The 13,196-nt window shown below is 70.7% G+C and carries 11 protein-coding genes; 4 read left to right on the top strand and 7 right to left on the bottom strand.

Annotated elements, in window-relative coordinates:
* Positions 1-101: 101 nt before the first annotated feature.
* Positions 102-1,982: an FAD/NAD(P)-binding protein gene (locus tag ISP_RS46620; RefSeq protein ID WP_013230810.1), complete on the top strand. Its 1,881-nt coding sequence runs from the start codon at positions 102-104 to the stop codon at positions 1,980-1,982.
* 57 nt (positions 1,983-2,039) lie between these two features.
* Here ISP_RS46620 and ISP_RS46615 read toward each other — a convergent pair whose 3' ends face one another.
* The 3 genes from ISP_RS46615 to ISP_RS46605 all read right to left on the bottom strand — a co-directional run bounded on the left by ISP_RS46615 (position 2,040) and on the right by ISP_RS46605 (position 4,629).
* Complete coding sequence (locus ISP_RS46615; protein ID WP_013230809.1) at positions 2,040-3,158, bottom strand: glycosyltransferase; 1,119 nt, start codon at positions 3,156-3,158, stop codon at positions 2,040-2,042.
* An 18-nt stretch (positions 3,159-3,176) separates the two neighbouring features.
* A complete protein-coding gene (locus ISP_RS46610; protein ID WP_049878199.1) occupies positions 3,177-3,815 on the bottom strand; it encodes an HNH endonuclease family protein in 639 nt (212 codons plus the stop codon).
* A 133-nt stretch (positions 3,816-3,948) separates the two neighbouring features.
* Positions 3,949-4,629 (bottom strand): hypothetical protein, encoded by a 681-nt coding sequence (locus ISP_RS46605; protein WP_378250972.1) that lies wholly within the window; start codon positions 4,627-4,629, stop codon positions 3,949-3,951.
* A 76-nt stretch (positions 4,630-4,705) separates the two neighbouring features.
* On the opposite strand from ISP_RS46605, the gene ISP_RS46600 reads away from it, so the two are divergent.
* The gene (locus tag ISP_RS46600) at positions 4,706-5,992 is read left to right on the top strand and encodes an adenylosuccinate synthase (RefSeq protein WP_013230806.1); all 1,287 of its coding nucleotides are present in this window, start codon (positions 4,706-4,708) and stop codon (positions 5,990-5,992) included.
* Between the two features lie 8 nt (positions 5,993-6,000).
* Here the strand turns inward: ISP_RS46600 and ISP_RS46595 are convergent, their stop codons facing one another.
* Positions 6,001-6,498 (bottom strand): OsmC family protein, encoded by a 498-nt coding sequence (locus ISP_RS46595; protein ID WP_013230805.1) that lies wholly within the window; start codon positions 6,496-6,498, stop codon positions 6,001-6,003.
* A 119-nt stretch (positions 6,499-6,617) separates the two neighbouring features.
* Here ISP_RS46595 and ISP_RS46590 point away from each other — a divergent pair, with 119 nt between their 5' ends.
* Positions 6,618-7,526, top strand: a complete 909-nt coding sequence (locus ISP_RS46590; RefSeq protein WP_013230804.1) for a TIGR03564 family F420-dependent LLM class oxidoreductase — start codon at positions 6,618-6,620, stop codon at positions 7,524-7,526.
* Here the strand turns inward: ISP_RS46590 and ISP_RS46585 are convergent.
* Positions 7,507-9,141, bottom strand: coding sequence for a cation:proton antiporter (locus ISP_RS46585; protein WP_013230803.1), 1,635 nt, complete (start codon positions 9,139-9,141; stop codon positions 7,507-7,509). The genes ISP_RS46590 and ISP_RS46585 overlap by 20 nt on opposite strands.
* A 148-nt stretch (positions 9,142-9,289) precedes the next feature.
* On the opposite strand from ISP_RS46585, the gene ISP_RS46580 reads away from it, so the two are divergent.
* Entirely contained in the window at positions 9,290-10,531 is a 1,242-nt protein-coding gene (locus tag ISP_RS46580) for an MFS transporter (protein ID WP_013230802.1), read from the top strand.
* Between the two features lie 82 nt (positions 10,532-10,613).
* Here ISP_RS46580 and ribA read toward each other — a convergent pair whose 3' ends face one another.
* Together ribA and ISP_RS46570 are read right to left on the bottom strand one after the other, a co-directional pair.
* Positions 10,614-11,345 carry a GTP cyclohydrolase II RibA gene (gene ribA / locus ISP_RS46575; RefSeq protein WP_013230801.1) on the bottom strand — a complete coding sequence of 244 codons (732 nt, stop codon included), beginning with the start codon at positions 11,343-11,345 and terminating at the stop codon, positions 10,614-10,616.
* A complete protein-coding gene (locus tag ISP_RS46570; RefSeq protein WP_230468655.1) occupies positions 11,342-12,706 on the bottom strand; it encodes a carbohydrate kinase family protein in 1,365 nt (454 codons plus the stop codon). Before ISP_RS46570 ends, ribA begins: the two co-directional genes overlap by 4 nt.
* Positions 12,707-13,196 lie beyond the last annotated feature (490 nt).

Here is a 13,196-nt window from a genome sequence, read left to right as displayed (position 1 = left end):
GTGGAATTCGGAGCCGCCACCCGGAGCGGATGGGTCCGGCCCGGGATTCCGCTCTTTGGGACGGGCTTCCCGCGCCGGAACCCGGGCGTAGCTTCGGGTCCGTGGCCGACCTCCCGCCGTTCACCCTGGCTGTCGTGGGCGCCGGACCCCGCGGGGTCGGGGTCCTCGAACGGCTCGGCGCGAACGCCGCCGAACTGCTCGGCGGCCGGCGGCTCGAGGTGCACCTGATCGACCCGTTCCCACCGGGGCCCGGCCGGGTCTGGCGCTACGACCAGTCGCCACTGCTGCGGATGAACTCCATGCCCGAGGACGTCACGATGTTCACCGACGAGTCGGTGAAGATGGCGGGCCCGGTGCGGCCGGGGCCGTCGCTGCTGGAGTGGGCGCGGAAGGTGCGTGACGGCGGGCTCGACGCCGACGTGCCGTCCGACGTCGGCGCCGAGCTGACGGCGCTCGACCCCTTCCACTTCCCGACCCGGCGCCTGCAGAGCGCCTACCTCACCTGGGTCTACCGGAAGGTCGTCGAGGACCTGCCCGAAGAGGTCGACGTCTTCGAGCACGCGGCCCGCGCGACCGGGGTCGACGGCCACACCGTCAGCCTGTCCGACGGATCGGCGATCGTGGCGGACGCCGTCGTCTTCACCGTCGGCCACCTCGACGCGGAACCGGACGAGCGGGAGTGCGAGCTGGCCTCGTTCGCCGCGCGGCACGGGCTGTCCTACTACCCGGCCGGCTACACCGCCGACGTCGACTACGCGGGCGTCGAACCGGGCGAAACCGTGCTCGTGCGCGGGTTCGGGCTGGCGTTCGTCGACCTGATGCTGCTGCTGACCGAGGGCCGCGGCGGCCGGTTCGAGGACCTCCCGTGCGGCGGCCTGCGCTACCACCCGAGCGGCGCCGAACCGGTGCTGCACGTCGGCTCGCGGCGCGGAGTGCCCTACCACGCGAAGATCGGCTACCGGCTGCGCGGGAAACCCGCGCGGCTGCCCCGGTTCTTCGACGCCTACGCCATGGACGGGCTGGCCGGGGCCGCTCTCGACTTCCGCGCGGACGTCTGGCCGCTGGTCGCGAAGGAACTGGCCTGGGGCTACTACAGCGAGCTGTTCACCGGGCACCCCGGCCGCGTCCGCATGGACTTCGCCGTGTTCGCCGACGCCTTCGCCGACCTGGCCTGGGATTCGCCCGCGATGCGGGAGCTCGTCGTGCGGGCGGTGCCCGCCGAGGCCGACCGCCTCGACCTCGACCGGCTGGACCGGCCGATGGCGGACCGGACCTTCGGCACGGCGGAGGAGTTCGGCAAGGAGCTGCGCAAGTACGTCGAGGCCGACCTGGCGCGCCGGGCGGACCCGGAGTTCAGCGCCGACCTGGGTGCGTTCACGGCGCTGCTTTCGGTGTACAGCCAGCTGCCCGTGTTGGTCCAAAAAGGACGGCTGGGGGCGGCGTCGCAGGTGTCCGATATGGACGGCTGGTTCCACGGGTTCTTCTCCTACTACGCCAGCGGTCCGCCACCGCGGCGCCTGGAGGAACTGCTCGCGCTGCACGAAGCGGGGATCGTTTCCTTCGCGGGCGCGGAAATGCGGGTGACGGCGGAGCGCGGGGTCTTCGTGGCCTCGTCGGCGAGCCACCCGCAGACGGTCGAAGCCCGCACGCTGATCGAGGCGCGGCTGCCGGGCCCGAGCGTCACCCGCGCGGCCGACGGCCTGCTCCGGCAGCTGCGCGACGCGGGCGAGCTGGCGGAAGAGACGGTGGCGGACCCGGTGACCGGCGCTTTGCTGCCGTCGGGCCGCATCCACACGCGCGTGTCGGACTCCCGGGTGCTCGACGGAAACGGACGTCCCCACCCGCACCGGTTCGCGGTGGGCCCGCACACGAGCGCCCGCTCGACGGCGGCCTTCACGCGGCCGCGGACGAACGCATTGCCCTTCCGCCAGAACGACGCGGTGGCGCGGGAGATCCTGGCGCTCGTCAGCCCGCCCAGCTGACGCCGCCGCCCCGGTGCAGTGAATGACTCATTCCTGGCGTCGGACGTCAGGAATGAGTCATTCACTGCGTTCCTGGCTCCAGCTGACCAGTTCGTCCAGAACCCGGGCGGGCGTGGGCATCCCGGCGATCTCGGCCGCGATTCCGCGCGCGGTGGTCCGCGCGGTGGGGTCCGCCAGGAGTTCCCGGGCGGCGGCTTCGATGGCGGGCATCGTGATCTCGTCGCCCGCCAAGGACTTCGCGGCACCCAGCGCGGAGAGGGTGTCCGCGTTGGCGAACTGGTCGGCGCCCTGGGGCAGGATCAGCTGCGGCAGGCCGGCGGCGAGCGACCCCAGCACCGTCCCCGTGCCGCCGTGGTGCACCACCAGGCCCGCGTGTTCGAGGACCTCGGCCTGCGGCACGAACCCGGCGACCCGCACGTTTTCCGGCACCGGGCCCAGCGTCGAGGGATCACCCGGCCCGAGCGCGACGAGCACGTCCACGCCCAGGCGGGCCAGCGCGTGGATCGCCCGGCGCAGCACCTGCGTCGCGCCGAAGACCACCGTGCCCAAGGTCAGGTACACGAAGCCGTCTTCGGGCAGTGGCGGCAGCGGGACGTCGGGGTCGTACGGCGTCGGGCGCATCCGGAACACCTTCGGCACGGCCGCCGTGCCCGGGTCGCGGATGCTGTCGGGCCAGATGTCGACGCAGGCGTCACCGAACAGGGCGTCCGCGGGCAGCGTGCCCCACAGCGGCCGCAGCCGTTCGGCGGCGACGGCCAGGACCTCCGGCGGCATCGACCGCGCGATCGCGACCGAGACGACGGGGATGCCCGCGCGGCGGGCCGCCACCCCGGCGCCGACGTCGCTCATCTCGTAGACCACCAGCCCGGGCCGCAGGTCCGGGAGCAGCGGTGTCAGGTCGTCGAGCAGCGAGCGCGGCAGCAGCTCGCCGAACGTCGTGAGGGCGAGGTCGAGGAACCCGGCGTCCTCGCCGTGCCGCTGCTTGGCTTCGGCTTCCGCCTCGGCGATGCCGAGGCCGGCGCGGTGGGCCTCGAAGCCGAGCTCACGCACCTTCGGCACGAACGCTTCGCCGGTGCCGAAGACGACTTCGTGCCCGGCGGCACGCGCCGCGTTCGCCAGCGGGAGCAGGGGAAAGAGGTGGCCGTACGCCGGGCGGCACGTGAAGAGGATCCGCACCGCCCGAGCGTACCGGCGTCAGCAGCGGTTGAGCATGTCCGTCAGTGCAGTCTTTTCGGCGGAGTTGATCGTCAGCTTGAACTTGTACTTCACCGCGACCCACATCTTCGCGTAGGTGCACCAGTAGCCGACGAGCGGCGGCTTCCACGCGTCGGGCGACTTGTCGCCCTTCTCCTGGTTGACGTTGTCCGTCACGGCGATCAGCTGCGGGTCGGTGAGGTCGTTCGCATACGCCTGGCGCTGCGCGGTCGTCCACGACGACGCGCCGGTGCGCCACGCGTCGGCCAGCGGCACGACGTGGTCGATGTCCACATCGGACGCCGCGGTCCAGGTTGCGCCGTCGTACGGGCTGAACCACTTGCCGGAGGTCGCGGCGCAACTGGAGTCGGTCACCACGTTCGTGCCGTCGCGCTTCAGCACCACTTCGCGGGTGTTGCAGCTGTTGCCCTGGTCGATCCAGTGCGGGAACTTGTCGCGGCTGTAGCCGGTCTGCGAGCCGTCGGCCTTGACGGTCAGCGCCGTGAGCTCGGACTTCGCCGTGGTGGCCGACGGGATGCCCGGCGGGGTCGCGTCCGCGACGCCGGCCAGCGTGCCGGACAGCACCGCGGTGACGGCCAGCACAGTGAACGAATGACGAACAGCACGCCTGGTTGGCATTTTGCTGCCTCCGTGTCAGAAGTGGGGACAGCTCACCCTGAAGCACGGGAGTGGCGGGTACAACACGTATAGGTGACATGTTGCTGCCCGTCAATGAACACCACGTGACCCGCGGCGCACCGTGCGGTGTCGCTCAGAGGGCGCCCCGGACCAGCCGCAGGTCCTCGGTGTGCCGGTACCAGGTCCACTTGTTCACCGCGCGCTCGTGGACGACGTCGTCGAGCACCGGCCGGGTCGGGATGCAGCCGATCTGGAACGCCCGCGAGTACAGCGTCGTCGGCCGCTTGAAGATGGTGCCCTTCACGACGCGGACGGCGAGGCCGGGGCCGCCCGGGTCCGGCAGCACCTCGATCGACGCGGCCGGTCCCCGCAGGGCCACCTGTTCGTCGGCGTAGGCCACACCGCGGACCATCCGCAGCTGCCCGCGCCCGACGAGCACGCCGCCGACGTCGTCGCGGATCAGCGGCACCGGGTCGACCTCGCCGCGCAACGCCAGCGCGAGCGCCTGCAGCGGCGTCTTCGGCAACCCCCAGAGCGCGCCGACGACCGAGTCCGGCGCCGACGGTACGAACCCGACCGACACGCCGGAGAGCGCGTCCTTCCGGAGCAGGCGCAGCACGACGGCGGCGAGGTCGGCGTCCGTGCCGGAAACGACCAGGTGATCGTGTTCGCCCAGCAAGGGGTCGATTTCCGCCTTGCCGGGACGGCTCCGCACGCGGATCGACTCGACGTCGTCGACCTCTTCGAAGCCGGCCGGATCGTCGCCACAAGCCACCACTATTCCGCGCACCCGCGGGTCCTCCGTTACGCTCATGCACCGGCATTGAGCAGCGCCACCGGTGTCCGTCCGGGACACTAAACCTCACGTCGTCGAACACCTGGAGTGTCACATGCCGGCCATCGTGCTCATCGGGGCCCAATGGGGAGACGAAGGCAAGGGCAAGGCCACCGACCTGATGGGTGACCGCGTCCAGTGGGTCGTCCGCTACCAGGGTGGCAACAACGCCGGTCACACGGTCGTCCTGCCGAACGGCGAGAACTTCGCCCTGCACCTCATCCCGTCCGGCATCCTGACCCCGGGCGTGACCAACGTCATCGGCAACGGCGTGGTGGTGGACCCCGGCGTGCTGCTGGAAGAGCTCTCCGGCCTCGAAGCGCGGGACGTGGACACGTCCAAGCTGCTGATTTCGGCCGACGCGCACCTGATCATGCCGTACCACGTGGCCATCGACAAAGTCACCGAGCGGTACCTCGGCAGCCGCAAGATCGGCACCACCGGCCGCGGCATCGGGCCGTGCTACCAGGACAAGATCGCCCGCGTCGGCGTCCGCGTGCAGGACCTGCTCGACGAGAAGATCTTCCGCCAGAAGGTCGAAGCCGCACTGGAGTTCAAGAACCAGGTGCTGGTGAAGGTCTACAACCGCAAGGCCCTCGACGCCGACCAGGTCGCCGACGAGGTGCTGGCGGCGGGCGAGAAGTTCGCGCACCGCATCGCCGACACGCGGCTGCAGCTCAACCAGGCCCTCGAGCGCGGCGAAACCGTGCTGCTGGAGGGTTCACAGGGCACCCTGCTCGACGTCGACCACGGCACCTACCCGTTCGTGACGTCGTCGAACCCGACGTCCGGCGGCGCGAGCGCGGGTTCGGGCATCGGGCCGGGCCGCATCACGACGGTGCTCGGCATCCTCAAGGCCTACACCACGCGCGTCGGCTCCGGCCCGTTCCCGACGGAGCTGCACGACGAGTCCGGCGAGTACCTGCGCAAGCAGGGCGGCGAGTTCGGCGTGACGACCGGCCGTTCCCGTCGCACCGGCTGGTTCGACGCGGTGATCGCGCGGTACGCGGTGCGCGTCAACGGCATCACCGACTACTTCCTCACGAAGCTGGACGTGCTGTCCGGCCTGGAGAAGGTGCCGGTGTGCGTCGGCTACGAAGTCGACGGGTTCCGCACGCAGGACATGCCGATGACGCAGACCGACGTGCACCACGCGATCCCGATCTACGAAGAGCACCCGGGCTGGTTCGAGGACATCTCGGCGTGCCGCACGTTCGAGGAGCTCCCGGCGAACGCCCGCGCGTACGTCGAGCGCCTGGAAGAGCTTTCAGGCGCGCGGATTTCCGCGATCGGGGTGGGTCCGGGCCGCGAACAGACGATCGTGCGGCACGAGTTCGTCTGAGGTTTCGCTCAGGTCAGTTTCGTGCTGACCGGCGTCTCGTTGCGGAACAGGTCGAGCACCGGGCAGTGCTCGTCGACCTCGCGCTTGAGGTCTTCGTAGCGCTCCCGGCTCGCCGGCCCTTCGAGTTCGACGGACACGCGGACGTCCCCGAAACCGGGCCGGGTGTTGAAGGAGAAGCCGAACAAGCCGTGCAGGTCGAGGTCGCCGTCGACGGTGACCTTGATGGAGTCGAGCGGGATCCCGCGCTTCGCCGCCCAGAACTGGTAGGTGATGACCTGGCAGGACCCGAGGGCGGCCAGCGCGTACTCGACGGGGTTGGCCGCCTGGTCGGTCCCGCCGAGCGCGGCCGGTTCGTCGACGGTGAAGGTGTGGTCCCGGACGTTGACTTCGACCTCGGTCTTGGTCCCGGGCTTGAGAACGTGGCCGACGCTGAAGGAGACGGCGGCGTTGTGCGGATCGGCGTCGACGGCCTTGCGGGTGCCTTCGATGACTTCGGTCAGCGACATGGACTCTCCTGGAGTGATCGGTATTTCGCCACAGGGTGGGCGATTTCCCGCTGGCCCGCTCGGGTTCTCAATTCCTGGGAAGCCGGAAAACCACTGGCGCCGGTGGCTAGCTTGGGATCATGACCATCGGAGTCGCGCTGCCGTCCGGGGACACGGACCGGGCGGCGAACCTCGTCGACGAGCTCATCGCCCAGACCCGGCAAGCCGCCGAGGCCGGGATGAAGTCCGTCTGGTTCTCGCAGCTGCCGCTCAGCCAGGACGCCATCGCGATCGCCGCGCTCGCCGGGCGGGATGTGCCCGGGATCGAGGTCGGCACCTCCGTGGTGCCCACCTATCCGCGCCACCCGCTGCTGGTCGCGAGCGCGGCGCAGACCGCCCAGGCGGCCACCGGTGGCCGGTTCACGCTCGGGATCGGACTCGGCTCAAAGGGCTTTCTCGGCCACGTTTACGGCGTCGAATACCCGCCGCCGATCCGGCACCTGCGCGAGTACCTGACCGTCCTGCGGCAGGTCTTCGCCGGGGAAACCGCCGGCTTCGACGGCGAGACCGTCCGGGCCCACCCGCCCGGTCCGTCCACTGTGGCCGGTGGCGGCGGCGTGCCGATCGTCGTCGCCGCCATGGGGCCGCAGGCCCTGGCCGTCACCGGTGAGCTGGCCGACGGCACCCTGCCGTACCTCGCCGGGCCGAGAGCGCTTTCCGAGCGGATCGTGCCGGCCCTTCCCGACGGGAAGCGGATCATCGCCGCCGTGCCCGCGGTCGTCACCGACGATCCCGACGCCGTCCGCGCGCTCGCCGCCGAACAGATGGCCTTCTACGGGCAGATTCCGTCCTACCGCCGGATCCTCGACGCGGAAGGCGTGGACCACGCGGCCGAACTCGCGCTCATCGGTGACGAAAAGACCGTCGCGCGGGGGATCCAGCGCTACTACGACGCCGGCGCCACCGACGTCGTCCTGACCCAGACCGGGATCCGCTCCACCGAGGAGCGCCTGCGGACCTGGGCGGCGCTCAGCGCAGGCGGTTCGTGAGGGTCGTCGATACCGACAGCTCCTCCAGATCCAGCTCGCGCAGCACCTTTCGCAGCACGTCGTCGTCGAGGCGGCCCGCGCGGTTCTCCTCGATCATCGCCTTGCGCTGGGTGATCAGCAGTTCGCGCCGGGCCTTCGCGAACTGCGCCTGAGGGCTGCCGGATTGCTCCTCGCCGGACAGCGTGATCGCCGCCTTGGCGAACCGGTAGCGCATGTCGATCAGCCGTTCCAGGCGCTCCTTCAGCGCGGCGACGCGCTCCGGGGGCAGGTTCAGGGACGCCAGCCGCTCGTGGCCGATCTCGCGCAGGCGTTCGTGCGCCGCCTTCTTCGCCACTTCGCGCGCGGCCAGCTCTTCGGCTTCGTCGCGGGTGGTTTCGGCCGGGTCCTCGACCTTCAGGGCCCGGATCAGCGGCGGCAGCGTCAGCCCCTGCAGCAGCACCGTGCCGATGGCCACGGTGAACGCGAACAGCTGGATCTCCGCGCGTCCCGGGGTTTGCGCCGGGACGCCGGCCGCCGCGGCGAGGGTCACCACGCCGCGCATGCCGGTCCACGAGACCACCGCCAGCACCCGCCACGACGGTGCCGTTCGGCCGCGCCCGAACAGCCGCATCGCCCGGGGCAGGTACGCGGAGACGAACACCGCGGGAATCCGGACCAGCACCGTCACCGCCAGCACGGCCGCCGCGACCAGCGCGAGCGTGCCGTCGTCGCGGGCCGCGTGGTGGGCGCCGTCCAGGACGACCGGCAGCTGCAGCCCCATCAGCGCGAACACCAGCGCTTCCAGCAGGACGTCGATCGAGGCCCACACGGAGCTGTCCTGCATGCGGGTCGCCGGTGACGCGTACAGCGAGCGGTGGCCCAGGTAGAGGCCGGCCGCGACGACGGCGAGCACGCCGGACCCGCTGAAGTCGTCGCCGAAGGGGTGCAGGTGCTCGGCGGTGACGTACGCGCCGAACGGCACGATGATCCCGAACGCCGACTCCAGCAGCGGGTCGTCGAGCAGCCGCCGGATCAGCACGACGATGCCGCCGATCGCCAGGCCCACCGCGATGCCCAGCACGGTCGCCACCCCGAACACCGCGAACCCGTGCCCGGCCGACCCCGCCACGCCCGCGACCGCGGCGAGCGCGACCTTGTACAGCGTCAGCGCGGCGGCGTCGTTCACCAGGCTTTCCCCGGTCAGCACGGCCATCACCCGCCGGGGCAGGCCGAGCTTGCGCCCGATCGCCACCGCCGTCACGGCGTCCGGGGGCGCCACGACCGCGCCGAGGACCAGTGCCGACGCGAACGGCACGTCCGGCAGCAGCAGGTGCACGACGAGGGCGACGACCACCGCGGTCACGGCCACCAGCACCACGCCGAGCGAGATGATCGGCCGCAGGTTGGTCTTGAAGTGCGTCAGCGAGCTCTCGAGCGACGTCGAGTAGAGCAGTGGCGGCAGCACGACGGTGAGGATCAGCTCCGGCTCGAGTTCCAGCCGCGGCACGCCGGGGATCAGCGCGACGCCGAGCGCGACGACCACCACCAGCAGCGGCGCGGACAGGTTCCAGCGCCGGGCGACCGCGGTCAGGGCCAGCGAACCGGCGAGCACGCCCATCAGCGTCAAAATCTCCACTCGCCCGATCTTTCCGCAGGTCCGGGGGCGCTGCTCGACTTCCGTTCAGCGGAAACCCGCTGGTTTGTGTCGGACCCCACGGGCATACTTGTTCGCAATACGCACACCTGTGCGGAAGACGTGCACCGACGCACCTCCGGAGGTTTCGATGTCCCCTGGCACCCGCGGCTGGGTCGTGCCACTGGCCTGGACCGCCGTCCTGCTCGACGGGTTCGACCTCGTCGTCCTCGGCACGGTGCTGCCCGTGCTGCTCCGCGGCCACATCTGGGGCCTGACCCCCGCAACGGCGTCGGTCGTGTCGACCGTGGGGCTCGCCGGGATGATGCTGGGCGGGCTGGCGATCGGCACGGTCACCGACGTCATCGGCCGCCGCAAAGCCCTGATCATCTCCGTGACGCTGTTCTCGCTGTGCACGCTGCTGTGCGCCTTCGCGCCGTCGACGTTCGTCTTCGGGCTGCTGCGGTTCGTCGCCGGGCTCGGCCTCGGCGGCTGCCTGCCGACGGCGATCACGCTGGTCACGGAGTACGCCCGCCAGGGCAAGGCCGGCAGCGCGACGACCACGGTGATGACCGGTTACCACGTCGGCGCGGTGCTGACGGCCTTGCTGGGCATCGTGCTGATCACGCCGCTGGGCTGGCGCGCGATGTTCGTCGCCGGCGCGCTGCCCGCGCTGGTCCTGGTTCCGCTGATGCTGAAGTTCCTGCCGGAGTCCGAGACGTTCCAGCAGGTCCGGGCGGTCGAGCGATCGGCAGGGCACGTCGTCGCCGGCCTGTTCCGCGGCGGCCTGTTGCGCGCGACGATCGCGTTCTGGGTCACCTCGTTCATGGGCCTGCTGCTGGTCTACGGGCTGAACACGTGGCTGCCGGAGATCATGCGCCAGGCCGGGTACCCGCTGGGCGCCGCGCTGAGCCTGCTGCTGACGCTGAACGTCGGCGGCATCGCGGGCCTGCTCGTCGCGGGCCGGGTCGCCGACCGCGTCGGCATCCGCCCGTCGGCCATCGCCTGGTTCTGCGCGGGTGCAGTGTTCCTCGCCCTGCTGAGCGTGAAGCTGCCCGCGGTCGGGCTCTACGCGGCGGTGTTCCTGACCGGCTGCTTCGTGTTCAGCGCCCAGGTGCTGGTGTACGCCTACATCGGCCGCATCTACCCGGACGCGATCCGCGCGACCGGTCTCGGCTGGTCGGCGGGCATCGGCCGGATCGGCGCGATCTCGGGCCCGCTGCTCGGCGGCGCGCTGCTGACGGCGGGCATCGCGTACCCATGGGGCTTCTACGCGTTCGCGGGCGTGGGCGCGCTGGGCGCGGCGGCCGTGGCGGTGGTCCGCCCCGGCCACCGCTCCCCGGCACCGGACGTCAGCCCGCCCACCACCGAATCCCGGGCCGCCACGACCTGAGAGCCGGGGATGCCGTCCGCCCCCGGCCAGCCGCACCGGACTGGCCGGGGGCGGAGCCGGCGTCCTGGTTCATCGCCGGCGGTCAGGCGGCCTGCTTCTCGTTCGGCCGGGCGCCACCGGTGCCGGTTTCCGCCACCGCGCCGACCGGATGTGCCGCGGCCTTGCGCAGCGCAGCCCGGCGAGGGCTGAGCCAGCGTGACCCGGCGAACCGGATGACCCGCCACCGCAGCCGGGCGGCGATGGACAGCATGTGCTCCTGGTTGTCGCGCTTGGCGACCAGGTAGGCGAGCGTGTGCTCGCCCGGCTCCGGGATGAGCAACGGCCGGGGCCGCACCTTGATGTCGCCGAGTTCGAGGCCTTCCAGCTTCCCGGGGTTGTTGGTGAGCAGCGTGACTTCCTTGAGCCCCAGCTGCTTCAGCAACGCCACCGCGTCCCCGTAAGACCGGGTGTCGGCCTTGCACTCCATCGCTGCGTACGCGGCGAACGTGTCCACGCCGGTTTCCTGGCAAAGCCGGTATCCCCGCGCCTTCGTCAGGAGGCCGGCACCACGGCCTTCCTGATCCAGGTAGATCAGGACGCCGGAGTGCTGTTTGATCTCCTCGAGCGACTTGCCGAGCTGGAAAAGGCAGTCACAGTTGGTGGACCCGAATATCTCGCCGTAGAGGCACCGGGACTGGATCCGCACGAGGCATCCGTCCCGCGGCTCGCCGAACACCGCCGCGCACGCCGGATTGGGCTGGTCGGTGCCGCCGAGGACGACGACCCGGAAATCGCCGTCCCGATCCTGCAGTTCGTGCTCCACGACCTCGGTCACGGGTTCTCCACGTCAGGTTTCCTCCACAGCCGTTCCACGTCTTCGGTGCCGGGCATGGAGTTGGTGATCTCCTCGAGCGTGAGGTTGACGGTCATGGCCTGGATCGCCCATTCGAGGGCGTCCCAGGTCAGGTCCCCGCCGTCCTGGAGGAGCTGGAAAGTCAGAGCCGCGGAAAAGGCTTCCCGGGCCCCGGGAGTGTCTTCGAGCGGGACGTTCGGGCCTTCGATGTCCCTGGACCGCGTCCGGGACCGGATTTTGGCGCCGAAGTTCTCGACCACGCAGACCGTCTCCACGCCGAGGGTGAGCAGTTCCTCAGCCAGCGCGTCGACCGTGGCGGGGCGGTCCGGATAGGACAGCAGCCCGCGCAGTTCGCCTTCACGGCCGACGAGGTAATCGACGCCGTGAAGATGCCGGTAAAGCTGTTGCGGCGTTTCCACGGGTGGCGAAGCCTGCAACAGGACCAACGGTTTCGGCGATTGCCTGGCGGCCGTGTCGAGCGCCCACTGCACCGTTTCCACCGGGGGTTCCAAGGTGATCAACACCGCATCGGCGTCGGCTATTGCTCGTTTCGTGCGCGGTAGTTCGAATTCCGTGGTGGACAGCGAGACCTTGCCTTTGTTCATCCAGCCCAGGTATCGCGTCTCACCCCGCTGTGTCACGAGCATCAAAGCCCGCGGATTCGCCTCGCCCGACGTCTCCCGGATCAGCTCGGTCGACAAACCTTCTTGCTGCATGTAGCGGGTGAGTTCCCGGGCGGCCTCGTCACCCCCGATGGCGGCGCACAGCCGCGCGCGGAGGCCGAACCGCTTGGCTGCGACCGCGAGGTTGAGTCCCTTGCCCCCGGGGTGCTCCTCGAACGAGGTCGCCTGCACCGCGGCCCCGATCCCGGGCAGCTTGTCGGAGACCACGACCACGTCCGTCACCGCACCCCCGACCACGACGATCGAGTTGCTGGGCTCACGGGAATCGGCGGCCGGCTCCAGCAGCGGCGCTTCCGGCCCGCGCACGCAGCGCTCCGCCAGCCGGACGAGCGCGCGTGCCTCGACCGAGCCGCGCAGGGTGCGCACGGTCGGCGCCGGCGGAATCTCGGTCACGCCGAGCAGGCGGTGGTACGCCTCCCAGTGCTGGGCCAGCGCATTGCGTCGATCGCCGAGGTCCTCCGCGTACAGCCCGCGCAGCGTCGGCTGGCCGGCGAGCAGGTCGTCGAGCACGCCGAGGGCGAGCACCGCGTCGGTGATCAGCCGGTCGGTCGGTTCGAGATCGGCGGTGACCCGGGTGACGACGTCGACGATGGCCTGCTCGGTGGACACGTTGTGCTCACGCGCGTACCGGCGCACGACAGGCAGGTCGGCGAGCAGCACGACGTCGACCTCGGTCGCGCTGAGCCGCTCGACGTTGAGGCCGCTGCGGGTGCGTAGCTTGAGAAAGACGTTTCGGACGCCCTCGACGGCGGCGTCGGGCTTCGCCATCAGCCCAGCCTACCCTTCCCCTGCCATTTGACGTCTCCAAGATGACACTTGTTGGACAAACTCCGGGCGGTTCCATGGCAGGTGCACGGGTGTGCGTCACGGTCGGTTCACCTGCCGCGGCGAGGGTACCTCCTCCGCTACTCCGTTCAGGGCACGACGCCCCGGCTTTGCCCGGCGCTCGGCTCCGGAGCGAAGGAACGCCGGGTGTCAGCCGGGAAAGGGTCGCACCTCTCCATCGTCGCGGCAATTGACATCGTTACTCGGCAAATGTCACCCTGTGGTTGCCTCATCGGCCCCAGGGAGGTCGTCATGAAGCCCTGCAACTTCGGTTCAGGCCCCAAAACCCGTCTCACTCGCACGGCGTCCGCGCTGCGGATTCCGC

The sequence above is a fragment of the Amycolatopsis mediterranei genome (assembly GCF_026017845.1).
GTDB classification, from domain to species: domain Bacteria; phylum Actinomycetota; class Actinomycetes; order Mycobacteriales; family Pseudonocardiaceae; genus Amycolatopsis; species Amycolatopsis mediterranei.
The sequence above is the reverse complement of the archived record's forward strand: the minus strand, read 5'-3'. Positions and strand labels throughout refer to the sequence as shown.

Excerpts from the sequence above, each read along its gene's own strand:
- ISP_RS46610 (WP_049878199.1), bottom strand. The coding sequence starts at position 3,815 with ATGCCAACCAGGCGTGCTGTTCGTCATTCGTTCACTGTGCTGGCCGTC.
- ISP_RS46605 (WP_378250972.1), bottom strand. The coding sequence starts at position 4,629 with ATGAGCGTAACGGAGGACCCGCGGGTGCGCGGAATAGTGGTGGCTTGT.
- ISP_RS46600 (WP_013230806.1), top strand. The coding sequence starts at position 4,706 with ATGCCGGCCATCGTGCTCATCGGGGCCCAATGGGGAGACGAAGGCAAG.
- ISP_RS46595 (WP_013230805.1), bottom strand. The coding sequence starts at position 6,498 with ATGTCGCTGACCGAAGTCATCGAAGGCACCCGCAAGGCCGTCGACGCC.
- ISP_RS46590 (WP_013230804.1), top strand. The coding sequence starts at position 6,618 with ATGACCATCGGAGTCGCGCTGCCGTCCGGGGACACGGACCGGGCGGCG.
- ISP_RS46580 (WP_013230802.1), top strand. The coding sequence starts at position 9,290 with ATGTCCCCTGGCACCCGCGGCTGGGTCGTGCCACTGGCCTGGACCGCC.